Genomic DNA, 25,597 nt, shown 5'->3' with positions numbered 1-25,597 from the left:
GCTTTTAGCTGGTGACTCAATTTTCGGCCAGTCAAAAAGCGTTTTCGGCCCAGTGCGTGCTTTGCAACAAACTTTGCGTTCTTTGCGAGTAGAACAATTTCCGACAAACTGAAACAACCTAACTATGAAAAAACTACTCCTTTGTCTTCTTACGGCTACCTCAGCCCTTGCCCAAACAAGCCCAAATCGCTCTGTATCGCATGTATCCACCTATCAGCCGCCCACCTTCATTGATGGTGATCGACTAAAGAAACTGGAAGCGGCTTTCCCCATTGTTGAGAAGCTATTTAAAGACGCAGCCGAAAAGCGACACTTTCCGGGCGTGGCTTTCGGCATTGTGCTGGATGGCAAACTGGTATATGCTGGTGGAATTGGGTATACCGACGTAGCGAAAAAAACGCCGGCAACGCCTAAGTCCTTATTCCGCATTGCGTCGATGACCAAAAGCCTGACGGGCATGGCCATTCTGAAACTCCGCGACGAAGGCAAACTCCGGCTCGATGACCCCGCCGAACTATATATTCCCGAACTAAAATCGCATAAGTACCTCACAGCCGATGCGCCAAAAATTACGGTTCGCAACTTATTGACCCACTCGGCTGGCTTTCCTGAAGATAACCCCTGGGGCGACCGTCAACTGGCCGATTCGGACGCGGATTTGCTCAAACTCATTAAAGACGGGATTTCCAATGCCAACGTACCGAGTTTTGCGTATGAGTACAGTAACCTGGGCTTTGCCATGCTGGGGCATATCATCACAGTGGTTTCGGGCAAACCGTATCAGCAGTACATTACCGACACCATCCTGAAGCCGCTGGGTATGAACGACACGCAATGGGAATACACCCGCGTACCCGCCGACAAGCTGGCATTGGGCTACCGCTGGCAGGGCGACACATGGCTGGAAGAGCCCCTGCTGCACGACGGTTCCTACGGGGCAATGGGTGGATTGATTACCTCCATCGACGATTTCAGTAAATACGTTGCTCTGCACGAAGCGGCCTGGCCTCCTAAAAACGATGCGGATACAGGCCCCATCAAACGAAGCTCGATCCGCGAAATGCAGCAGCCCTGGACCTTTTCGGGCTTATTTACCCAGGCTCGAAACGGGGCCGGTCAGGTATGCCCTACCGCCAGCGGATACGGATACGGGCTGGGCTGGAGCAAGAATTGTACAGGGCAGGTTGGGGTAGGCCATAGCGGTGGCCTGCCCGGTTTTGGGAGCCAGTGGCGCATTCTGCCCGATTATGGCATTGGGGTTATTTCGTACGCCAATCTAACCTATGCCGGAATGGGTTCCGTTAATACCGCTGTCCTGGATACACTGGTAGCTATCGGCAAATTACAGCCCCGCCAACTTCCCGTTTCACCCATTCTGGCCCAACGCAAAGCCGAACTCATAAAGCTGTTACCCGACTGGACCGGTGCCGAGCAAAGTGGCCTTTTTGCCGAAAACTTCTTCCCCGACAAATCGGTCGCCATCCGCCGGAAAACCGTACAGGATTTATACACGAAGGCCGGAAAAATTCAACGGGTTGGTGAACTGATTCCCGAAAACCAGCTACGGGGCCATTTCCTGCTCGAAGGCGAAAAAACCAATATCGACGTATTTTTCACTCTGACGCCCGAAAATCCTGCCCTTATTCAGCAGCTCGATTTCAGAGAAGTTGTTAAATAAAGCCATCCATTTTAAGCGCTATCCGTCATTTGATTGCCAGTTAACCACCAAACAGGCACCTGAACGACGCGTAGCGAACGACTCTAAATGACCATCAAATGACCGAGCTAACACCCGCTACCGAACTCGACATTCCCGCTTTAAATAGGCTGGTTAATAGCGCCTATCGGGGCGAAAGCTCCAAAAAAGGCTGGACCACCGAAGCTGATTTGCTGAGTGGCATTCGTACCGACGAGCCGGGTCTGACAACCATGATCCAGAACCCGAACGCCATCATTTTACTCTACAAAGAAGATGCTCAACTGCTGGGCTGCGTTTATCTGGAGAAAAAAGGCGACGAGCTTTATCTGGGTATGCTCACGGTTTCGCCCGAAGCCCAGGCAAAGGGGATTGGAAAAAACCTACTGACCGCTGCGGAGCTAATAGCCCGTAACCAGCACTGTAGCGCCATTATCATGACCGTCATTACCGTTCGGCATGAGCTGATAGCCTGGTATGAGCGACGTGGCTACCGATCGACCGGTGAAATCAAACCGTTTCCCAATGATCCAAGTTTCGGTTTGCCTAAACAGCCACTGGAATTTACAGTTATGAGAAAAGAGATCGTTTAAAACGGGGATTATCTAAACCTCCAGCCTAGTTATGAATCGGCTTCCTTAAGGTATGAAAACCAAAACGTTTTTACGATTTCAAGCTGGTCAGTGTTTTCAAGACCGGTAGGTAAAAAGCAATTATGGATGCATTTCGACCAAAATACCGTTTTGCGTTTGCCGATTTAACTCCATAATTTCACCACTTTAATTAGAAACCACGATCTCATATAGCTTATGTCAGCTTCCAAACGCGTCCTGATTGCCGAAGATAGCTCCGTTATCCAGAATCTGGCCCGCAAAATTCTTGAGTTCCAGAACTACGACATTACCGCCGTTAAAAATGGGGAACAGGTATTGCAAATTCTGGAAAAAGAAGATTTCAGCATCCTCCTGCTCGACATCAACATGCCGCTGATGGATGGTATGGAGTGCGTTCGGCGCGTTCGGGCATTATCCGATCAGACCAAAGCCAACGTTCCCATCGTGGCCATTACCGGCAACGCCAAAAATTACACGGAAGAAGAATTCAAAACAGCCGGGTTTAACGACGTACTCGTAAAACCCCTCAATTTTGACCGACTGGTCGAAGTTGTTAATCAACTGACGGATAAATAATGAGTGAAAGAGCGAAAGAGTGAATGAGCGACGGGCTCGCAACGGCTTTTCACTCTTTCACTCATTCACTCTTTCGCTCTTTATGCTTATCACCCTGCTTGGTACTGGCACTTCGTCAGGTGTGCCGCTCATTGGCTGCCAGTGCGATGTGTGCCGGTCTGTCGATTTTCGGGATAAACGCCTTCGTACCTCGGTTCATATTGCCGTGAATGGGCGTAGCTTCGTAATCGACACCGGACCCGACTTCCGCCAGCAGGTACTGCGGCTGAATCTTCAGCAGCTCGATGCCGTCCTGTTCACCCACGAACACAAGGACCACACAGCCGGACTCGACGAGATTCGTGCCTACAATTTCCGTTCGGGGCAGGATATACCCATCTACGGCCGCCCAACCGTTCTGGCCCAATTACAACGGGAATTTGCCTACATTTTTGCCGAGCACAAATACCCCGGCACGCCCCATGTTCGGTTGCATGAGATTCATAATGAACCGTTCGACCTCCTCGATATTCGGGTAATTCCGATCGAAGTAATGCACCATAAATTACCCGTTTATGGATTCCGCATGGGTGATTTCACCTACCTGACCGACCTGAATTACATTTCCGACGAGGAATTGGAAAAGGTGTATGGCACACGCATTCTAGTGGTCGATGCGCTTCAGCGGCAGGCACATATTTCACATTTTACCCTCGACCAGGCCATAGCCCTCGCCCAGCGTGTCAATGCCGACCGAACGTATTTTGTGCACATCAGCCACAAACTGGGCCTGCATAGCGAGGTCGAAAAGGAGCTACCACCTAATATCCGGCTGGGGTACGATGGCTTGCAGATCAAACTGTAAACCGAAAACCTGAAAAAGATGTTGGTTTTGAAAGCCCGTTCCCCAATGCCAACGTTCATCAAGCCTACCCGTGTCTTTTCCGACGCCATACTGGATCAATACCGCCAGCAGGGCGATCCTGTAGCCGATGCCGTGATAGCCTCTGTAGTCGAAATAGGTGGAGCCGCCGATTTACGATCGCTGATGAGCTGGCTAGGGGATACAACTGACTTTTCAACGGCTACCCTACACCCAGCGGTGCAGGATTTTTTTGCCTCCTATACCCATGTGCCCGACTGGGCCGACTCGGCAACGATGAATCGGGGCATGCGCTTTTTCCAGAAACACGCCCAGCAGATCGGCCTTATACTTGGCTTTTTTTCGCTGCCTTACTCCTATCTGGGTGCCAAAGGCGCTCAGGTACTCTGGCTCACCGAGCGCATTAAAAATGACACCGTTCGTCGCTTACGCGAAACCGGCGAATGGGTGTATGCTGTCAACAATCCTAAAGAATGGTCTACTGGACAAGCCGTATCCCGAACGGCAAAAATCCGGCTGATTCATGCGGGTGCCCGCTGGTTTTCGCTGCACTCCGGGCGGTGGAATATGGACTGGGGCTACCCTGTCAATCAGGAGGATATGGCCGGAACCAATCTTACGTTTTCGTATATCGTTTTACTCGGATTGCGAAAACTCGGCATCCCGGCCAGCGAGCAGGAAGAGGAAGACTACCTGCATCACATCAATGTAGTGAGTTATCTTAACGGTGTGGCAAAGGAGCTACTGCCTAAAAACCTACGCGAAGCATTTGTACTTCATCAGGCCATTCTCCGCCGACAGTTTTCGCCGTCCGAAGCTGGTGTTGGGCTAACGCGTGCCTTACTGAATGCAATGGCCGAAGCTCTTCCTGTTCAGGCCAATGCAGCAGGGGATATGAACCCGTTCGGCCCATCCAGACAAGCTCGTCCCGAAACCATACGGAACCTCGCAGCCGGTGAAATACGTTTCTTCCTGGGCGATAAATACGCCAACTGGCTTGGTGTTCCGGAAGTATCATTCGAAAAACGGATGGTTGATCTCTTGAATCGCTTTTCTATTTTCCCTCGGTAAATCTTCGTTTTCTCCGTATGTCTCTGTACAGCAGGTATTACCCGGAGATAAAAGAGCTATACAGAGACTCACAGAGTTATGTCTATTTTTCAATTAGAACCTATTGCGGCCTTAGCCACCGCACCCGGTATTGGAGCCATTGCCGTTATTCGGGTATCGGGCGAAGGAGCTATTGTCATTACCAATCGTATATTCCGGGGTAAAGATCTTACCCAGCAGGACAGTCATACCGCGCACTTCGGAACCCTGCGAAATCCTGACGGAAGTATCATTGATGAAGTCTTGGTCACCGTTTTCCGGGCCCCAAAATCATTCACGAAAGAAGACGTCGTCGAAATCTCCTGCCACGGCTCCGAATTCATCATCCAACAAATTCTGCGTCGGCTCACGCAGGAGGGGGCTCGGTTGGCCCGACCAGGCGAATTTACGCAACGGGCCTTCCTGAACGGCCAGTTCGATCTGGTTCAGGCCGAAGCCGTAGCCGATTTGATAGCCTCCGACTCCGATGCCAGCCATCGGGCGGCCTTAACCCAACTACGAGGTGGATTTTCGAAACAGTTGAAAGAACTGCGCCAGCAACTGATTGATTTTGTGGCTTTAGTAGAACTTGAACTTGATTTTGGCGAGGAAGATGTTGAATTTGCTCACCGGGATCGACTCCGTCAGTTGATGCTCGACATTCGGCGTGTACTCCACCCGCTGATCGACTCATTTTCGACCGGAAATGCCATTAAAAATGGGGTCCCAACGGTCATTGTCGGCAAACCCAACGCGGGTAAATCAACCCTTCTGAATGCGTTGCTTAATGAAGAGAAAGCCATCGTTTCGGATATTCCCGGCACCACCCGCGATGTCATCGAAGACGAGTTGTTCATCAATGGCATCCGTTTCCGACTCATCGACACCGCCGGATTACGGCAAGCTACCGATCAGATCGAAGCCATTGGTATTGAGCGAACTCAACAGAAAATGCGGGATGCCGCTTTAGTGCTTTATCTGTTCGATGGAACAAACACAACTGTCGATGAGCTAACCCATACCCTGGCCGAACTGCAGGCCGCCGAAAAGCCCTATTTGCTGGTTGGCAACAAAGCCGACTTAATGACCGACACGCAGCGAGATCATATAAACCACAACCTTGCAGACGAGTCTATCGTCTGGATTTCGGCCAAAGACCAGCGTATCGACGAGTTGAAAGCGTCGCTCTCGAGCCGTGCCCGCACCGATACCGCCATGCAAACGGGCAGTGCCGTAGTAACCAACGCCCGCCATTACGAACACCTGACCGCCACTGACAATGCTCTCGCCCGCGCTATTATTGGCCTCGATAACCAGGTAACGCCCGACTGGCTTGCGATGGACTTACGCGTGGCCTTGCAGCACCTCGGCCAACTAACCGGCGAAATCACAACCGACGATTTGCTCGACTCGATTTTCAGTAAGTTCTGCATTGGAAAGTAACCGCGCTCAACAATACAATTACATCTTATTAACCAGCCGCCCGAGCGATGGCGCTGCGTTCCAAGTCTATTTACCGGCTTAACCGCGTATTTATTTGTCGTACTGATGAATGCTACAACCATGTCAGACGGTTGAATGAAAGCTATAATAGGTTGAGAGTGTCAAAAACGCTGGCTCTGGAAAGGGCTGGCGTTTTTGTTAAGCATGATATGATTTCTGCTACATTAGCCCTTAGTTTACTAAATTAACCAAACCATTCCTGTGTTAATGAATAAAATTTACTACCTACTTTCTTTTCTGCTAAGTAGTCCTTTACTAGCTCAGACTAATTATGTAGTCAATAGCCCCAATTCTACCACACCGGCCAATTATAATACATTTGTGGGCAACAATGCGGGGAGCAATCCTAATATGACAGGTAACTTAAATTCTTTTCTAGGCTGGCAGGCTGGAATTAATAACACAACAGGTGCTTCCAATACGTTTATAGGAGCTTCTGCTGGCACTAATAATACAACGGCTTCATATAACACGTTTATGGGGTTTGCTACAGGATACAGGAACACCATTGGTACTAATAACACATTTATAGGTGGCTTGGCAGGCGCAACAAACACAGATGGCAGTCAAAATACATTTATGGGTTATTCAGCAGGCCATGGCAACCAAGGTAGCAATAATACAATTATTGGCTATTACAGTGGTTTTTTAAATTCAACAGGAAGATTTAATTGCTTCTTGGGTGATTTTGCGGGCTTTAACAATACAACTGGGCAATTCAATACGATTTTAGGAAGTAATGCAGGGCGAAATGTCACTACAGGTAATAACAATATCATTATTGGTCCCCTATCAGGTACTGCTATTACTACAAGCGATGACAATGTTTTAATGGGCTATAACAGCCAGGCGGAGGATGGACTGAAAAACGCTATCGCCATTGGTGCTAACAGTCGGGTAGCGGCTAGCAATGCCTTAATTCTGGGCAATGGCGTCAATGTTGGCATTGGTACTTCAACCCCAACCAGCAAGCTGGAGATCGTTGCCGATGAAGTAGACCGGAGTGGGCTACGCCTATCTAACCTAACAAATAGTAGTCAAACGACACACGCTACTGACCAGTTTCTAACCGTCAATGAAAAAGGGGAGGTCGTTAAAGCCCGATATCAACTCCGCATCAACAGCCCTAATGAGTGGAGCGATAACGTGTTTAGTCCATCCTACCAACTACGTTCCTTGCCCTCTGTAGCGGTTTATATTGACCAGCATAAACATTTACCGGGTATTCCCTCCGCAGAGCAGGTAGCTAAGGAAGGAATTGACCTGGTGAAGATGAATGCAACCTTGTTGGAGAAGGTAGAAGAATTAACCCTGTATAGTATTCAGTTGGAAAAGGCTAACCGTGATCAGCAGCAGGTAAATCAGCAGCAGCAGGAAAGATTACAGGCGCTGGAACAAAAACAGGCCGAATTAGAACGACTGCTAAAACAGGTTCTGAAGCAGCATTAACTGTGTCGAACGAGTGGGCTTAAAACCATTTATTGGCATGTAAATCTTTGGATAGCCTGTTGGTAAACCGTATTCCGCTAACTGGCTGTCCTTCGTGACTGACGCATATAGATTTCATGGGTAGGCAAATACCGGAAATTCACCCTTGTGTAGGGACACCTAAAGGCGTAGGTTGGCCGGCCATTTAAACGACTAACAACTATTTCTAACCAATTGATGCATGGATTTTACGCAGAATTATCGACAACTATTAAAAGCTGAAGCGTTTCTGATTGCCAGCAATCTCCAGTGGATTATTCAGAAAGTGACGGATGACTACGCTGCCTTTCGGATTGCTCACCCTGTCGGTCATTCTCAGGATGATCGGGTTCATGGCATGGCTATCCGCTCGTATTTTGAGGCTGGTCCTGGTAGCCGGGTTCGTGGGCGACTACTATCAATCGTCTCAGCGATTGAGTCCGAATTAAATATTGACCAGAAGGATAAGCTGGAGAGCATCATTGCCGTTGTTCAACTGAGCGAATCATTCGGCGAAAACAAAGGTATTCTGGAAGATTATCACGACCGCTTGATTAATTTGACCGCGAAATTATAAGATAGCTATTGGTAACTGTAGGCCCAATCTAAAACCAGATTGGGCTTTACTATGGAAATAAATTAAGCGTCTGATTGATTTTATATTTCAATCGCTCCAGGGCATCGTTATTGCCTGTTTCTTGGTACGCCAGCAGTTTCGCTCAGGCGTATTTAGCACTCGTATTCCAGGCCACAAAACCAGCGTTTCAAAGAAAAAATTGTTGCCAAGCCGCATAGGCTGGTATATCGTCGACCGCATTTACTTTGTATCTGAAATCCACTTAACCTTACAATGCATTACTTTCTGTATCGGAAAGTAACCGAGCTTAGTAACATTATAGTACTCCATCAGCACCTATTATTTGAAGCCCTGAAAATGGGCTTTTTTCATATACTGCATTCTATAAATCAGATCTGGGATACCATCTCGTGCTGTGGTACTAAAGCGTGGCCGATGAGTTTTGAAAGGAGTTATCTTTTTCCAAAAAGTCAATATTTGCCCGTATTTACCAACTAACGACCTGTCATCCGTTCATATCAAAGACCACTTCGTATACCAGGATAGTGAACATCTACGAACCCAATCGCTGGCTGTGTATTCGGTTACGAGTAGAAGTAGACTCGGTTGGTACGGGCCAGCGGATGGTTTACAAGACATTTACAGTAAAGCCTGGTCAATCGGTAATCCACACGTTCCCGTCCGATTTTCAGGCCCGTTGGGTCCGTTTCCGCACAGACAAATCCTGCACATCAACGACCTTGCTCAACTACCAGCCAACGTATTTAGCTCAGCCGTAGCCTTTCGTGCTTTATGACGTGCGAAAGGCTACGGCTGAGCTAAATACGTTGGCTCGAACCCCGAATGATAAGTTCAGTCTTTAGTACCCGTGTGATTGGTTTCCATACCGAAGAATCCGTATGAATCTGATCCAGTAGAAGCTGAGCGGCAACCTGACCAATCTCGCGGGTGGGCTGGGCCATAGTGGTTAATCCGGGCTCAATCAAGGCAGACCCATAATCGTTACTGAAACCAACAATGGCAATCTGTTCGGGAATTGATAAGCCCTGTTCTTTAATCACCTTTATGGCCTCTATGGCGGTTGGGTCATTGACCGCAAAAAGCGCGTCGGGCGGAGTTGATAAATCCAGCAGGTACTTTATATAAATCTTTACTTTTTCCAGCGTCAGGTCGTAGCTGATGATCAGCTCATCGATGACCGGACGCCTATGTTTTCGTAGTGCATCCTTATACCCTTCCAACCGCTTTCGACTAATGTAGAGGGAGGGCGGACCAGCCAGGTGGGCAATACGCTGTTTTCCCAACAGAATCAGGTGCTCGGTTGCTTTAAAGGCCCCTTCGTAATCATCGACTACGACTTTAGGCGTTTCAATATCATGGCAAACTCGATTGAAAAAAACTAACGGTATCCCTTTTCGCTTAAAAACGTCGAAGTGTTCATAGTTTTTGGTTTCACGAGTCATTGAAATCAGGACGCCATCGACCCGATTAGCCAGCATAACCTTCGCATTGGCTACTTCCGTTTCATAGGTTTCGTTCGATTGGCTGATCAGTACGGAATAACCGGCCTGATCCGCTATCTCCTGCGCGCCCATAATCACGATAGGAAAAAAAGACGTGACAAACTCCGGTACAATGATGCCGATTGTTTTGCTCTGACTTGAGGACAGATTAATAGCCAGCATATTACGCTGATAGTCCATTTTCTGGGCTAACTCCATGACCGCCTGTCGCGTATCACTGCGCACACTGGGGTGCCCGGTGAGTGCCCGCGAAACGGTGGACTTTGAAATATTCAACTTCTGGGCAATGTCAATAATGGTTACCTGGTGTCGCTTCATATGAATGTAGTTATCAGCATTGTATTATACCAATAATTTAGAAGACAAGCCTTTATAGGTTTGAATTATTTTCATGGGAACGCTCCCACAAAATGGGAGCGTTCCCATGAAAATAATTACTTAAAGCTCCGAAAATTTAGTACTATATATTTCAATGTTTGTACTGTTCTGTGAATTAAGAGCAGAAAATTTTCGAATTGCGCATAAACTGAAGCTTCAAAACCCAACTTCTAAATTGGTACTGGGTTTACCCAGGCGCTTTTAAGCTACAGAATATTTTTGACTTATTCCAATACAGACCCTTTAATCATACGCTCATTTATGCTCCTTTTTACCGCTTTTACCAGAAGGAAGAAAAGCCGTTGGCTGGTCGGCTTCATGCTCCTGTTGAGTGTTTATTGCCAGGCACAGTCTGGCCGCTCGATCACGCTGAAAGGCATTGTTTCATCCGCAGATACCAGACAGGGGATACCAGGTGCCAACGTCATCATCAAAAACACGCAGCTTGGCACGACCACCAATGCGGATGGGGCGTTTGTTATTTCTGTTCCCGAAGGAGCCCGTACCCTAACGGTTTCCTACATCGGTTATCAGACGAAAGACGTTTCGATCGTCGGGCAAAACAACGTCAATATAGTGCTGGAAACGGATGATCGCTCCCTAAATGAAGTGGTTGTCGTGGGTTATGGTACCGTGAAGAAAAGCGACCTGACGGGGGCTGTATCGTCGGTAAAAGCGGCAGAATTAAAACAAACACCCATTGCCAACTTTGTTCAGGGATTGCAGGCCCGAGCCTCCGGTGTTCAGGTAACCCAAAATTCGGGTGCTCCTGGCGGCACCATCAGTGTACGGATTCGGGGCAATAGCTCCATCAGTGGCAGCAGTGAACCCCTTTATGTGGTCGATGGGTTTCCGATCTCAGGCAATGATAATCCACTAGCGGGGGGCGGTAGTAGCTTCGGTACCGACAATGGCAACCGTCTTTCTGTACTCTCCACCCTCAACCCCAACGACATTGAAAGTATTGAAGTGCTAAAAGATGCATCAGCTACCGCTATTTATGGTACCCGGGGTGCCAATGGGGTTGTATTGATTACAACCAAACGCGGGAAGGCGGGCCAAACCCGGGTTACGTATGAAGGGTATTACGGCCAGCAGCAGATACGTCGTATGCTGCCGCTTATGAACGCTACCCAGTTTGCACAGTACGAAAACGAAATTTCGGGGCAGAATCTTTATCCAAATCCTGAGCAGTTAGGAGCAGGAACCGACTGGCAATCCTACATTTTTCAGAAAGGGGGTATGCAGAACCACCAACTGTCGGTGTCGGGTGGTACGGAAAAATCCCTGTTCAATGTATCGCTGAACTACTTCGATCAGGACGGCATCATCATCAATTCGAACTTTAAACGGGGCTCGGTTCGGGTCAATCTGGATAATACGATCAGTAACCATTTCAAGATCGGCACCAGCCTGACCTATACTTATTCCCAAAACAATGGCGCCGTGACCTCAACTCTGGCCGATGCAGGCGCGGGCGGGATCGTTATATCGGCCTTGTTTGCCCCGCCGACCGTAGCCCCCTATGATGCACAGGGAAATCCGACCATCTTCAGCGGTCGGTATATCGACATTAACAATCCCATTTCCGTTGCAACGAACGTGTTGAACCGCAACACAACCCGCCGGTTTCTGGGTAACATTTTTGCCGACTGGACAATTATCGACGGGCTAACGTACCGGGCTTCGTTTGGTGGGGACCTTGTGAATGACACCCGCGATTCGTACGTGAATCGGTTTGTACGGACGGGGGCTCAGGTTAACGGAATCGGTGGCAAAGGGAACACGTACAGCAACACTTTTCTGCATGAGAGTTTATTGAATTATCAGAAAACAATCGGCGCGCATAGCCTGGCCCTAACGGGGGTTTTCTCGACCCAAAGTCAGTTACAGACCAGCGATGCCTCGACGGGCCAGACCTTCCCCAACGACCTGATACTCAACGACAATTTAAGTCAGGCCTCCATTGTCACCATTAGCAGTAACAAACAATCCTGGCGGTTAGACTCCTATACGGGTCGTATCAACTACAACTACAAAAGCAAATACCTGCTTACGCTAACGGGTCGGGTTGATGGGTCGAGTCGCTTTGGGGCTAACAATAAGTATGGTTTTTTTCCGTCAGTAGCGGGCGCCTGGCGCGTTTCGGAAGAGAAATTCATGCAGGGCCAGCAGATCGTGAGCGACCTTAAGCTGAGAGCCAGTTTTGGTATTACGGGTAATGCCGATATTCCCCTTTACAACTCATTATCGCGCCTAAGTTCGGTTGGTAATTACAACTTCAACAACACCCGGAATATTGGTATTCTGGCGGCCAATATTGCCAACCCGGACCTGCGTTGGGAAAAAAGTGCACAGACTGATATCGGGGTTGATCTTGGATTGCTCAATAACCGGATTCAGCTTACCGCCGATGTATACCTCAAAAACACAACCGACCTGTTGCTATCGCGAGCCATTCCGCTCTCGTCGGGTTTTGGTTCGGTGTTTGGCAACTTCGGAGGGATTGAAAACCGGGGTATCGAACTATCGCTCAACGTGGGTGTCCTGAATGGACCACTAAAATGGGCTATCAGCGGGAATATATCGGCCAATCGGAATAAGCTGACGCTGATCGATGGAAAACGGACCGAGATCATTCCTGGCGATGGGGGCGGTTCCGTTGCGGCCTTTTCAAACACCAGTCTACTTCGGATCGGGGCGCCAATCGGCTCATTTTACGGCTATTTCTTCGATGGTATTTACCAAACGGGCGACAATATTCCTACCGGAAAGACGGCGGGCAATATCCGCTACCGAGATCTGAATGGCGACGGTATTATTTCGGCTGCCGATCAGGATATTATAGGTAACCCAAACCCAAACTACTATTTCGGCCTGACCAACAATGTAAAATTCAAAGGTTTTGATTTCAGCCTGTTCATCCAGGGCGTTCAGGGAAATCAGCTTTTCAACGTAGCAAGACTACGGATGGAAAGTGCCTCTGGTGGCTTTAACCAATACGCTACGATGGTTGACCGCTGGACACCCTCCAACCCGTCGAATCGCTACCAGAAAGCGTCGATTGGGCAGCGGGTGAGTCAGTCTGATTTTCAGATCGAAGATGGCTCCTTTGTCCGGTTCAAAAACGCAACGCTAGGGTACACCTTCCCCCAGATCGGCAAGCTCAACTGGCTTAAAAACAGTCGTGTTTATGTCAGCGCCAACAACTTTGTGACGATCACGAACTACACGGGCTTCGATCCAGAAGTAAATACGGCTGGACAGAACAACCTGAACCTGGGTGTCGACAACATTGGCTACCCGGTTGCCAAATCCTTTATCGCCGGTCTTCAACTAACGTTCTAAGCATTCCTGAACCATGAAACGGAACTATCTTTTACCCCTGTTTTTTGTCGCCTTAGCGTCCGCGTTTATCGGTTGTCAGTTGGCCGAAAAACCGTATTCCTTCATTACCCCAAACCAGTTTTACAATACAGCCTCAGATGCGGAAGCAGCTCTTACAGCGGCCTACACACCCATTACGGACCTGTATAGCCGGGTAGGTACGCAGGTACCCGACTACTCGGCGGACCAGTGCTTTCCCCGGGCGGTTGTCGGGCGAGAGCAGCTAACCGTCTTCTCCTACGACGCCACCAACGATCTGATCGGTCAGTACTGGCAGCACTGCTACAACGGGGTCAATCGGGCCAATCAGGTCATTGAAAATGTGCCCCGCGTTACGATGGATGAAACGCGCAAAAAACAAATTCTGGCTGAAGCCCAGTTTCTTCGCGGACTTTACTATTTCCATCTGGTAAAAACGTTTGGCGATGTACCCCTAAAACAAACCAGCACCAAAGACATTGCCAGCACTGAGGTTCCCAAGAGTAAGGCCGAAGATGTGTACGCTTTTTTGATAAAAGACCTGGAGCAGGCCGTCAAAGACCTCCCAGCTCAACCCAAAGACCGGGGGCGGGCCGCCAGTGGAGCCGCGCAGGGCTTGTTGGCCAAAGCCTATCTCTATGCGGGCAATTATGCCAAAGCGGCCGAAAATGCGCAGGCCCTGATCCAGTCGAATCGGTATAGCCTCATGTCCAATGTGCTTGACCTCTACAACCCGCTCAAAGAAGATGCCGCTCGGGTGGAGATGATTTTTGCCGCTGAATTTTCAGCGCTCAGCGGATTGGTCGGATACGATCTGGTTGGTTTTTATGCACCCGCCAACTCGCCCCCGGTCTTTTCAAAAACAGCCTTCGGTTCGGCCTTTGGGTATATGTCATTCTACAAGTCATTTAGCCCAACTGACAAACGCCGACAACTGTTGGACACCGCCTATGTAAATTCGGCCGGTGTGCTGATCGGTCAGTCCGATGTCACGCTGAAAGACCGTATACTGGTCAAGAAATTCCTCGACCCTAACTCGAACGGTGCCAACGGCGAAAACAACTTTCCAATCCTGCGCCTTGCCGATGTGTATCTGATTGCTGCGGAAGCCGAAGCGCGTCAAAATGGCCCGACGAGTGTGGCCTACACGGCGATCAACACCGTTCGTCGGCGGGCGGGTATTCCCGATCTGACCCAGGGTTTAACCAAAGATGCCTTCATTGAGGCTGTTTTGCAGGAGCGGTCGTGGGAACTATGCTACGAAGCAGATCGCTGGTATGACCTTACCCGAACGGGCAAATTTAAGCTGGTGGCTAATGTGCTGAACTCCTATTACCCATCACGCCCGGTTCAGGATAAACATCGCTTCTTTCCAATACCAAACCTGGAGGTTCTGACCAACTCGCAATTGGAGCAGAACCCAGCCTGGAAATAGTACAGCGTTTATTATAGGTTGGTGTTTATGCAAACGGCTCTGTTGAGTGCAGAGCCGTTTCATTGTCAAATGTAGGGTATGGATTATCAGATGAAGTGGCTTCCTGGGTTATTACTGCTGATTTACTGTAAAACGGCCACGGCCCAAAAGCAGCATCTTTTCCTGATTGCGGGCCAGAGTAATGCCGTTGGACAGGGAACCGCTACCCAATCGGTGATCTGCTCGCCAGGTGTAGCCTGGGCCTATCGGGTGTCTACCGATTCGCTGGTGGCGCTGGCCGATCCCTTTGGTGAGCGAGTAGGGCATTTCGAACCGGCGGCAACGGGCAGTATAGCCCCTGCCTTTGCGCAGGAGTTTTATCGGATCACCGGAGAAAGGACTGTGTTGCTCTCAACAGCACGCGGTGGGTCATCCTGTCATCAACGGGCCGAATTAGGCAACTATGGCACCTGGGCCGAAACGGGTCACCTACCCTTACTCAATGAATCGGTAGCCAATACGAAACGGGCTATGCTGAAAACCGGACTTCCGCTCAGGGGTATCATCTGGATTCAGGGCGAACGCGATGCCAATGCTATTGCCGATACGCTAATGACAGGGAACGACTACGCAAAGGCGCTTACTCAGGTTATTCATCGCTATAGACAGGCCTTCGGTACTGACGTGCCCTTTTATATCGTGCAGACAGGCTATCAGGCCGGACGTACCCCAGCCGGAAGCAAGGCTGTTCGGGCTGCGCAGCGGGCTGTGAGCCGACGCCTTCCTAAAACCTATGTGGTTTATCGAAAAACAAACGAGTTCGCTCAACGCGGCTGGATGAAAGATTTTGTGCATTATAATCAGACAGGACTCAACGACATTGGGCAGAAAACGGCTCGATTCGTCCGTAAACAGCTTAACTAACCCCGAACCCGTTTGCCATGAACCGTTTATTCCTAAACCGACGAAAGTTTTTGTTGTCGACGGCACTCCTCTCGGCTGGAACCTGTTCACGGTATCTCGTAGCCAGTGACTCAGGCTCGACCGAAGCCGGGGACATTATAGCCCCTGACACACTCAACCTCAACGCCATGATGCAGCCCGTACAGGACAGATCGGTATTGTGCGACCCCGACTGGTTTATCTGGGGTGGCGGTATGGTTCGTACGGCAGATGGGCTTTGCCACGGTTTTTTTGCCCGTTGGCCCCGAAAAGAAGGCTATAATGCTTGGGTAACGCATTCGGAGATCGTATACGCTACCAGCCCCGATCCGCTCGGACCCTGGACGATGATGGGTCCCGTGTTTGAGCGAAGGGCAGGCTTCTGGGATGCCGACAATCTGCATAACCCTTTGATTCAGGCATTCGATGGCAAGTATTACCTCTATTATTCCGGTAACTATGGTCCACGCAATGGCACGAAAGAAGGCTGGTGGATTCATCGGAACAACCAGCGGGCGGGCGTGGCCGTAGCCGATCATCCAGCGGGTCCGTGGAAACGGTTCGACAAACCACTGATTGAGCCAACGCCCGGTGGCACCGACCATATGCTCACCAATTCGCCGACGGTGGCCCGCCGGAGCGATGGGAAGTACGTACTCATTTACAAAGGAGTTTCTGACGGGCCACGTCCATTTGGCGGCAAAGTCAGGATGCACGTAGCCCTGGGCGATAGCCCGATTGGTCCGTTTACGAAGCAATCTACTACCGTTTTCGGCCACGAATCGATGCAGTTCCCTACGGACGACAATGTGATCTGGAACCAGCAAGGACGGCTTTACGCCATCGTGAAAGACTACCGGGGCCTATACAGCCAGCAGGCCCGGCCGGGTTCGACGGAAAAAGAATCGCTTGTCCTATTTACCTCTGTAGACGGCCTCGACTGGCAGCTGGCGGCACACCCTTTTGTATCCGACTTTCACATTCACTGGGCCAACGGGCGGGTAAGCGAGCGACTGCACCGATTCGAACAACCTCAGGTGTGGCTCCACGGCGGAAAGCCTTCCGTATTGTTTCTGGCCGTTAAAGCAAAATCCGACGACGACGATACGGACTTATCCTATAACATTCAAGTCAAACTCGACGCATGAATACAACCATCGACACGGTAGTCATTGTCCTGTTTTCAGCGTTTGTGCTGGGGATTGGGCTGTTATTTGCCCGCACAGGCCGCAACCTGAAATCATTCTTTGCTGGGGGCGAAGCCGTTCCCTGGTTTATCGGCGGCTTGTCGTTGTTTATGAGCTTTTTCTCGGCCAGTACATTTGTGGCCTGGGGAAGTATCGCTTACAAACACGGCTGGGTAGCCATCACCATTCAATGGATGATGTGTGCCGGGGCGCTGGTAACGGGACTTTGGCTGGCACCTCGCTGGAAAAAAACGGGGGTGCTGACAGCCGCCGAGTATATCCGGCAACGTTTAGGATTAACGGTTCAGAAGACCTATATCTTCATTTTTACCCTCGTTAGCATTTTCATTAAAGGGTCGGTCTTGTATCCGGTGGGCAAACTGGTAAGCGTCTCGCTGGGTCTGCCCCTGGTTCCCACGACCATTGGGCTCGGCATTTTCATGATTGCCTATACGTCGGTGGGCGGGCTTTGGGCCGTAATGGTTACGGATATCCTTCAGTTTGTGGTCCTGTCGGCAGCCGTTTGTATTCTGCTGCCATTGGCCTTCGATCAGGTAGGGGGTGTTGCTGGTTTCGCGGCAAAGGCGCCCGACGATTTTTTCAAGCTGCTCAACGGCGAGTACACCCTTGGCTTCATGCTTGCTTTCTTCATTTACCAGGTAGCCTACATCGGTGGAAACTGGACATTCGTGCAGCGCTATACCAGTGTCGACAGTCCGAAATCGGCCCGAAAAGTGGCGTTTCTTTTTGCTGGTCTGTATCTGGTAAGCCCGGTCATCTGGATGCTGCCGCCGATGATCTACAAGACGATCAACCCCGCACTGACCGGACTGGATACGGAAAATGCCTATCTCGAAATCTGCCGGCTGGTGTTGCCTCCCGGCTTGCTGGGTCTCATGCTGACGGGTATGTATTTTTCCACCTCGGCCAGTGCCAACACCACCCTCAATGTGGTCTCGGCGGTGTTTACCAACGACATTTACAAGGGGCTGTTGAATCCCCGCGCAACCGACCGTCAATTGATACGGGTAGCCCGGTTATCTTCCTGGGGTTTTGGTGTCGGTATGATCGTTATCGCCTTGCTGGTGCCTTACATTGGCGGTATTGTAGAGGTAGTGCTCACCATTGGTGCGGTGACGGGTGGGCCGCTGCTGGCTCCCCCTATCTGGGCACTCTTCTCCAGGCGATTGACGGGCCGGACCACCCTGCGTATAACCCTGATCACGCTGTCGCTGAACCTGATCGGCAAGATTATTTTACCACTTACGGTAGGCGTTAAACTCAGCCGGGCCGAAGAAATTGTTATTGGGGTGGGCGTTCCCGTTCTGGTATTGGCGTTGGCGGAATGGCTGGCGGCACGCAAACGGATTGACAGTCCAGACTATCGCGCTTACGAGACTATTCGCGCTGAAGAGCAGTTCGTTGCCAGCCAGGAGCAAGCCGATGAAGTTGCCGAAATAAGCCGTCAAAACCAGTTTGGCCTGCGGGTTATAGCCGTCTCGCTGGTCGTTACTGCCCTCATTTTGCTTGGGTTGAGTTTTCTAACCTCGCGGGGGGCTGGCATAACGGCCCTATTGGCCGGGGTGATACTCCTTACGGCCCTGATTCCCTGGCGGGCTGCAGCCCGAATGAACCTTCCGGAAAAATCGGCAAAAACGGCCGAAATCCCCAGCCTTTAACCCAATCAGACAGCCTCTCAATCCATCTGCGTAATGCGTCATCACTTATTCCTGTTTTTTTTAGTAGTACCCTTCTCGCTGGCAGCCCAGTATGCCATTCGGGACCCCAACGCCATACCGCTGCATGGTGACTGGGCGTTTGCCCTCGACCCGGCCGAAATGGGCGAAAGTAACGGGTGGTTCCGTACAGGCGCATCGCTGCAACGGTGGGATAACGTAACGGTCCCCCATTGCTTTTCGAGCGATAAACGGTACCTCAACTATACAGGTATAGCCTGGTATCGGCGCACCTTTTCGTGGCATAAAAAGTCCGAAAAACGGGTACTCCTTCATGTCGATGCCGCTTTCTATAAAACCACGGTCTACCTGAATAATCAGAAAATCGGTACGCACGAAGGCGGGTATACGCCTTTTCAATTCGACATTACGGATCAGTTAATCTCAGGAGAGAATACGCTGGCTCTGTCGGTCGATAATAATACCCTGAAACCCGGCACAGTACCCGGTGCTAAAGACAATGGACAGCCAAACGACCCCTTCATGGGCTGGGTGAACTACGGCGGTCTGATTCGGCCGGTATACCTGACGGTTGAACCCGCGCTGTACATTGAACGGGTAAAAGTGGAAGCCCTTCCTGACTTAGCTACGGGAACGGCCACCATCACCGTGCGAACCCGCGTTCGGAATACCCGCGCACAGACCGAAACGACCCAACTGGCGCTGATGCTGGAACAGAATAAACAGCCAATAGCCACCAAGTGGCTGGCAAAGGCTGGCTCGATTGCTGCCGGACAAACGGCCTGGCTGGAGGCTACCACCACGCTCAAAGCCGCCCAGGTAAAGCGCTGGCAGCTCGATTCCCCTTCCCTGTATGATCTTCAGACCAGTATGGGTACCGATACCGTACGCACATCGTTCGGTATTCGTAAGGTGGAGGTCAGAAATGCCCAGTTACTCCTCAATGGGGAGCCGCTGCGACTGGCTGGTGGCAACCGGGTTGTCGATTACCCAGGTCTGGGGTCGATGGAGCCCGACTGGCTGGTCGAAGCGGATTTACGGCAGATGAAACAAACGGGTATGGAATTTCATCGGCTGACGCATTATACTCCTTCCGAAACGGTGTATGACTGGGCCGACCGGAACGGGATGCTGATCGTAGCCGAAGCGGGCAACTGGCAATTAACCCCCAGGCAAATGGCCAATGAGGCTATCCGGTCCAACTTCAGGCAGCAATTTCAGGAGATGGTGGAGCGCGACTGGAACCATCCGTCGGTGATTGCCTATAGCGTGGGAAACGAGTACGAGTCGCGCACACCCGAAGGCCAGCAGTGGACCAAAGACATGATTGCCTATGCCCGCCAACTCGACCCGACCCGACTGTACACCTTTGCCACCATGCGGCTCAACCAATTGCCGGAGAAACCGGAAGAGGAAGCCAGTCAATACGTCGATTTTGTATCGACCAACACCTATGGCAACCCGGCTAAGGTCCTGGATCGCATCCATGAATTGTATCCAGACAAACCCATTCTGATCAGCGAATACGGGATCCGGGCGGATGGTCAGCAGGGCGAAGCAGGACAGGTAGCCTACCTGACCGATTACCTGAACGCAGTCCGCAAACGGCCCTATGTAGTAGGTATGTCCTGGTGGTCATTCAACGATTATCAGAGCCGATTTCAGAACACAAATCCAAACGGATTCCGGCCCTGGGGATTGGTCGATAATGACCGTAATCCGCGCCCACTGTACAAGGCACATCAACGCGAAATGGCACCGCTTACGCTGGAAAAAGTTCAGGTTACACCCGGCGACGAAGGCGTTCATACCCTCCGTGTCCGGCTGACGGCCCGCGCCGATTTCCCGGCTTACCCCATTCGATACTATTTGCTCAAAACTCCTTTTCAACAGATACGTATTCCCGACTTACAACCTGGCCAACACATCGACATCGACCTGACCGTTCGCGGCTTCGAGCGTCGGTTGCTGCTCGAAATCCGTAAACCAACGGGCTATACAGTATTCACCCAAACGATTGATTTAACGAATGATACGCGAACAGGCAACTGATAAACGTCCCCTTCGGACGATACGGCACGACGCCGATTTACTGGTAATTGGCGGGGGGCTTTCGGGCGTTTGTTGCGCCATTACAGCAGCCCGGGCCGGTATTCGGGTGGTTCTGGTCCAGGACCGACCCGTACTGGGGGGCAATGCATCGAGCGAGGTGCGGTTATGGGTGCTTGGCGCTACCTCGCACATGGGCAACAATAACCGCTGGGCGCGGGAAGGGGGTATTATCGATGAACTCCTGCTCGAAAACCTGTATCGGAACCCGGAGGGTAATTCGCTGATTTTTGACACGATTCTGCTGGAAAAAGTAGTCACGGAACCCAATATTACCCTATTGCTCAACACAGCGGTGTACAACGTAACCATGGCTGCTAACGGTACGGGCCACATTGAGTCGGTACAAGGGTTCTGTGCCCAGAACAGTACACGTTATGAACTGGCAGCCCCTCTGTTCTGCGATGCCTCGGGCGATGGTATCGTTGCGTTTCAGGCGGGGGCGGCCTTTCGGATGGGCGCTGAATCGTCGGAAGAGTTTGGCGAAAAGTTTGCCCCCTCAACGGACTATGGCGAACTGCTGGGCCATTCGTTGTATTTCTATTCCAAAGACACGGGCAAACCTGTCCGGTTTGTACCACCAGCCTACGCCCTGGACGATATTACCCAGATTCCTCGGTTTCGCTCGTTCAACACCAGTGATTACGGCTGTCGATTGTGGTGGCTTGAATACGGCGGCCGACACGATACCGTTCACGACACCGAAACCATCAAGTGGGAACTCTGGCGGGTGGTATACGGAGCCTGGAACCATATCAAAAACTCAGGCCAATTCCCCGAAGCCGCTAACCTGACCCTGGAATGGGTTGGCCATATACCCGGCAAGCGCGAAAGCCGCCGATTTGAGGGCGATTATATCCTGACGCAACAGGACATCGTGGAACAACGGCACCACGATGATGCCGTTGCCTTTGGCGGCTGGAGTATTGACCTGCACCCGGCAGATGGGGTATTTTCGGAAAAACCAGGCTGTAACCAATGGCACAGTAAAGGCATTTATGAGTTACCCTACCGCTGTTTTTATAGCCGTAATGTGTCGAACCTGTTCCTGGCAGGACGTATTATCTCGGCTTCGCACGTAGCGTTTGGGTCATCGCGGGTGATGGGAACGAGTGCCTATGGTGGGCAGGCGGTAGGTATGGCGGCTGCGCTATGTGCCCGTCAGGGACGGTTGCCCCGCGACATCACAACCGAGCCGAAGTTACTTAACCAGCTCCAAGTCGCATTACTCAAAACAGGTCAGCATATTCCCGGCCTACGACTGCAGGATGAGCAAGACCTCATGCATCAGGCTACCCTGTCTGTATCGAGCGAATTCGTCCTGAATGAACTGCCCCCTGATGGCCCGATGATGGTCCTTCGGCATTCGGCTGGGCAGATGCTTCCGTTGTCCAAAGGCCCAACCCCGCAATGCACATTCTGGGTAGTAGCCAATCAGGAAACGACACTCGTCGTGGAGTTTCGGGTGAGCAGCAAACCACAAAACCACACGCCGGACCACGTCCTTGAACGACACGAAATCCATCTGACCAAAGGCAGACAGCCTCTGCAACTGGCTTTTGCGGAGCCAATGCCGTACGATGGCTATGCGTTTATCTGCTTCCTGAAAAACGATCAGGTATCGGTTCAGTGTAGCCAGTTGCGGGTGTCGGGCATTGTGTCGGTATTCAACAAGACCAATCCGGCCGTATCGAACTACGGAAAGCAGGAACCGACGGGCGACATAGGCGTAGATACGTTCGAATTCTGGACCCCAGACCGTCGCCCTAAAGGTCACAATCTGGCCGTTCACCTGGAGCCTGGGATTCGGATGTTTGGCCGTGAGAACGTACGAAACGGCTTTCAGCGCCCTACAAACGCACCGAATGCCTGGGTAGCTGCCCCTACCGATCGGCATCCAACCCTGACATTAACCTGGCCCGAAGTAAAACAGATTCAGGAGGTAGTCTTAAGCTTCGATACGGATTTTGACCACCCACTGGAGTCGGTACTGATGACTCACCCCGAAACGGCCTCCCCCTTTTGCGTCCGCGACCTGGTCCTTTGCAACGACCAAAAACAACGGGTTTACGAACTGACTAACAATCATCTGAGTCAGCACACGATTCGATTTGCGCAACCGATCAGTACGAGGAGCCTAAGTATCCATCTGAACGCCATGAATGGTGCTGCGCCAGCGTCGCTCATGGAGGTTCGATGCTACCCCCTTACCTAAAGCTTTCATTTTGACTCTTATTTGTCATGAGAGTGGATTTACCGAATAACTGACCTCATTATGGTGGCAAAGTAATGGATGGCTCACGATTGAAATTCTTTTCTATGCATAACAGAATAAAGGGAAAAAGTTTATGGGTATTGCTCATCTGCCAATTGGCCATAACGACATGGGCAGCGGGTCAGTCCACAGCCAGCCAGGGCTCTACCGTGCTTTGGTATACGAAACCAGCTACGCAGTGGCTGGAAGCCTTACCCATAGGCAATGGACGAATGGGAGGTATGCTGTTTGGGGGCATCCGGAGTGAGCATCTACAATTCAACGACCAGTCGCTGGTGACCGGGACCACGCAGAAAATGGGGTATTATCAGCCTTTTGGCGATGTGTTTGTTGAGCTGGATTCAGTGGGTCCTGTCCGAAACTACCGTCGGGAACTGAACCTACAGAACGCGGTGCATACGGTTCAGTATGAAGCCAATGGAGTGCGGTTCGAGCGAATCGCTTTCGCCAGCTTTCCCGACCAGGTACAGGTACTTCATTTTTCTGCCAATAAGCCCGGACAACTCACCGGAATCATTCGACTGAGCGACGCCCATCAGGCGCCCGTTCGGATTGAGGATGACAAGCTGATGGCCACCGGAACACTCGACAATGGCATGACGCATGAGTCTCAGGTCCGAGTCATGGCAAAAGGAGGTCACGTTTCGGTAACAGCCGCCGGGATTCGGATCAGCAAGGCCACAACCGTAACCGTGTTATTGGCCGCTGGTACTTCGTTTATCAATGATGAATCCCGCAACTTCACAGGTCTACATCCGCACCCAACCCTTAGCCATCGACTAGACAAAGCTTCCAAGAGGTCGATTGAGGAATTGAAATCAGCTCATACGAAGGACTATCAGTCTCTTTTTGGGCGGGTCAATTTACAACTGGGGGTTTCCGGTACTGAAGCCGCACAACCTACGCCAGATCGGCTGGCGGCCTACGCGCAGGGGAAAACCGATCCGGCACTTGACGCCCTGCTATTTCAATATGGGCGTTATCTGCTCATCAGCTCATCGCGGCCGGGTGGCTTACCCGCCAATTTACAGGGGCTCTGGAATGCGGAAACAAAACCAGCCTGGTATTCGCAGTATACAACGAATATCAATGTGGAAATGAACTACTGGCTGGCTGAGCAAACCAACCTGCCGGAATGCCATATGCCCCTTTTCGACTGGACCGAGAACCTCGCCAGGGTGCAAAAGAAATCCCCCGACCCCGCACTAAAAACGGATAAAGGATGGATTATCTATAGCACCAATAACACCATGGGAGGCACCTCTGGCTGGCATATTCACCGGCCGGGGAGTGCCTGGTTGAGCCAGCATTTTTGGGAACATTATGCGTTTGGGGGCGATAAGACGTTTTTGAAAGACAGAGCCTATCCGTTGCTCAAAGCGGTCACAGAGTATTGGGTAAGTCATTTGGTTGTAGGGAAAAACGGCAAGTTGATCACGCCCGATGGCTGGTCGCCCGAACACGGGCCGGGACGGAATGAAAAGGATGTCTCTGAATACCCAGGGGCCTCCTACGATCAGCAAATCGTGTATGATCTGTTTACCAACTATCTCGATGCGGCCCGGATTCTGGGGGTCGATAAAGCGTATTGCACAAAGATCGATGCCATGCGAAATCAGTTGCTGGGGCCGCAAATTGGTAAATGGGGGCAGTTGCAGGAATGGATGGACGACGTAGACGACCCCAACGATCATCATCGGCACAATTCGCACTTGTTTGCCGTGCATCCGGGTCGACAGATTCAGCCGTTAACGACGCCCGACTGGGCAAAGGCGGCTCTTGTATCGCTGAAGGCGCGTGGCGACAAAAGCGTTGGCTGGAGCTCGGCCTGGAAAATCAACCTATACGCACGACTGCGTGAGCCAGGCCATGCCTATGCCCTTGTTCAGCGGTTGGTAACACCCCGTGACCTGAAAAAAACAGGGTACTCCGATGAAGGGGGCTCCTACCCGAACCTGTTTGGCGTAGGACCACCGTTTCAGATTGACAGTAACTTTGGCTATACGGCGGGCGTAACCGAAATGTTGTTACAGAGCCATGCCGGTGAAATTGACCTGTTGCCTGCTCTGCCCACTGCGTGGCCCGAGGGGCAGGTGTCGGGGTTGCGGGCGCGGGGTGGTGTAACGGTGGCTATGCGTTGGAAGAAGGGCGTTCTCGATCAAGCCCAGTTGAGGGCCGATCGGACGGGTTTATTTACAGTACGATATGGGCAGTTGGTAAAACAGATTCGGTTGGTAGCCGGGCATCCAACAACCGTAAATCAGGCTTTACAATAATTCATTTGCTCAATCGGTATGCCTTTAATCCCCGGATGATTGACTT

Annotated in this window: 18 protein-coding genes; 17 read left to right on the top strand and 1 reads right to left on the bottom strand. The window is 51.1% G+C overall.

Features of this window, described 5'->3' with window-relative positions; translation table 11 throughout:
* The first annotated feature begins 124 nt into the window (after positions 1-124).
* The 9 genes from B153_RS0126170 to B153_RS0126125 all read left to right on the top strand — a co-directional run bounded on the left by B153_RS0126170 (position 125) and on the right by B153_RS0126125 (position 9,163).
* Positions 125-1,678 (top strand): serine hydrolase domain-containing protein, encoded by a 1,554-nt coding sequence (locus B153_RS0126170; protein ID WP_020599717.1) that lies wholly within the window; start codon positions 125-127, stop codon positions 1,676-1,678.
* 98 nt (positions 1,679-1,776) lie between these two features.
* Positions 1,777-2,289 carry a GNAT family N-acetyltransferase gene (locus tag B153_RS0126165; protein ID WP_020599716.1) on the top strand — a complete coding sequence of 171 codons (513 nt, stop codon included), beginning with the start codon at positions 1,777-1,779 and terminating at the stop codon, positions 2,287-2,289.
* A 216-nt stretch (positions 2,290-2,505) separates the two neighbouring features.
* Complete coding sequence (locus B153_RS0126160; protein WP_020599715.1) at positions 2,506-2,886, top strand: response regulator; 381 nt, start codon at positions 2,506-2,508, stop codon at positions 2,884-2,886.
* A gap of 82 nt (positions 2,887-2,968) precedes the next feature.
* Positions 2,969-3,730 carry an MBL fold metallo-hydrolase gene (locus B153_RS0126155; protein WP_020599714.1) on the top strand — a complete coding sequence of 254 codons (762 nt, stop codon included), beginning with the start codon at positions 2,969-2,971 and terminating at the stop codon, positions 3,728-3,730.
* A gap of 45 nt (positions 3,731-3,775) precedes the next feature.
* Positions 3,776-4,819 carry an oxygenase MpaB family protein gene (locus B153_RS0126150; RefSeq protein WP_026262471.1) on the top strand — a complete coding sequence of 348 codons (1,044 nt, stop codon included), beginning with the start codon at positions 3,776-3,778 and terminating at the stop codon, positions 4,817-4,819.
* Positions 4,820-4,897: 78 nt separating this feature from the next.
* Positions 4,898-6,280 (top strand): tRNA uridine-5-carboxymethylaminomethyl(34) synthesis GTPase MnmE, encoded by a 1,383-nt coding sequence (gene mnmE, locus B153_RS0126145; protein WP_020599712.1) that lies wholly within the window; start codon positions 4,898-4,900, stop codon positions 6,278-6,280.
* Between the two features lie 267 nt (positions 6,281-6,547).
* Positions 6,548-7,789, top strand: coding sequence for a hypothetical protein (locus B153_RS0126140; protein ID WP_020599711.1), 1,242 nt, complete (start codon positions 6,548-6,550; stop codon positions 7,787-7,789).
* A 220-nt stretch (positions 7,790-8,009) separates the two neighbouring features.
* Complete coding sequence (locus B153_RS0126135) at positions 8,010-8,384, top strand: hypothetical protein (protein WP_020599710.1); 375 nt, start codon at positions 8,010-8,012, stop codon at positions 8,382-8,384.
* Positions 8,385-8,929: 545 nt separating this feature from the next.
* Complete coding sequence (locus tag B153_RS0126125; protein ID WP_020599708.1) at positions 8,930-9,163, top strand: hypothetical protein; 234 nt, start codon at positions 8,930-8,932, stop codon at positions 9,161-9,163.
* Between the two features lie 39 nt (positions 9,164-9,202).
* Here the strand turns inward: B153_RS0126125 and B153_RS0126120 are convergent, their stop codons facing one another.
* Positions 9,203-10,225, bottom strand: a complete 1,023-nt coding sequence (locus B153_RS0126120; RefSeq protein ID WP_020599707.1) for a LacI family DNA-binding transcriptional regulator — start codon at positions 10,223-10,225, stop codon at positions 9,203-9,205.
* 321 nt (positions 10,226-10,546) lie between these two features.
* Here B153_RS0126120 and B153_RS0126115 point away from each other — a divergent pair, with 321 nt between their 5' ends.
* From B153_RS0126115 to B153_RS0126080, 8 genes are all read left to right on the top strand, one after another.
* Entirely contained in the window at positions 10,547-13,633 is a 3,087-nt protein-coding gene (locus B153_RS0126115) for a SusC/RagA family TonB-linked outer membrane protein (protein WP_020599706.1), read from the top strand.
* Between the two features lie 13 nt (positions 13,634-13,646).
* The gene (locus tag B153_RS0126110) at positions 13,647-15,086 is read left to right on the top strand and encodes a RagB/SusD family nutrient uptake outer membrane protein (protein WP_020599705.1); all 1,440 of its coding nucleotides are present in this window, start codon (positions 13,647-13,649) and stop codon (positions 15,084-15,086) included.
* A gap of 90 nt (positions 15,087-15,176) precedes the next feature.
* Positions 15,177-15,989, top strand: coding sequence for a sialate O-acetylesterase (locus B153_RS0126105; RefSeq protein ID WP_026262470.1), 813 nt, complete (start codon positions 15,177-15,179; stop codon positions 15,987-15,989).
* Between the two features lie 17 nt (positions 15,990-16,006).
* Complete coding sequence (locus B153_RS0126100) at positions 16,007-17,155, top strand: glycoside hydrolase family protein (RefSeq protein WP_020599703.1); 1,149 nt, start codon at positions 16,007-16,009, stop codon at positions 17,153-17,155.
* Positions 17,152-18,873 (top strand): sodium:solute symporter family protein, encoded by a 1,722-nt coding sequence (locus tag B153_RS0126095; RefSeq protein WP_020599702.1) that lies wholly within the window; start codon positions 17,152-17,154, stop codon positions 18,871-18,873. Before B153_RS0126100 ends, B153_RS0126095 begins: the two co-directional genes overlap by 4 nt.
* Before the next feature lie 33 nt (positions 18,874-18,906).
* The gene (locus B153_RS0126090) at positions 18,907-20,943 is read left to right on the top strand and encodes a glycoside hydrolase family 2 protein (protein WP_020599701.1); all 2,037 of its coding nucleotides are present in this window, start codon (positions 18,907-18,909) and stop codon (positions 20,941-20,943) included.
* Positions 20,921-23,215 carry an FAD-dependent oxidoreductase gene (locus B153_RS0126085; RefSeq protein WP_020599700.1) on the top strand — a complete coding sequence of 765 codons (2,295 nt, stop codon included), beginning with the start codon at positions 20,921-20,923 and terminating at the stop codon, positions 23,213-23,215. The genes B153_RS0126090 and B153_RS0126085 overlap by 23 nt, the downstream gene beginning before the upstream one ends.
* Before the next feature lie 104 nt (positions 23,216-23,319).
* Positions 23,320-25,551 (top strand): glycoside hydrolase family 95 protein, encoded by a 2,232-nt coding sequence (locus B153_RS0126080; RefSeq protein WP_040762095.1) that lies wholly within the window; start codon positions 23,320-23,322, stop codon positions 25,549-25,551.
* The last annotated feature ends 46 nt before the right edge of the window (positions 25,552-25,597 follow it).

The sequence above is a fragment of the Spirosoma panaciterrae DSM 21099 genome (genome assembly GCF_000374025.1).
Classification (GTDB): domain Bacteria; phylum Bacteroidota; class Bacteroidia; order Cytophagales; family Spirosomataceae; genus Spirosoma; species Spirosoma panaciterrae.
This window is presented reverse-complemented; position numbering and strand designations above follow the sequence as displayed.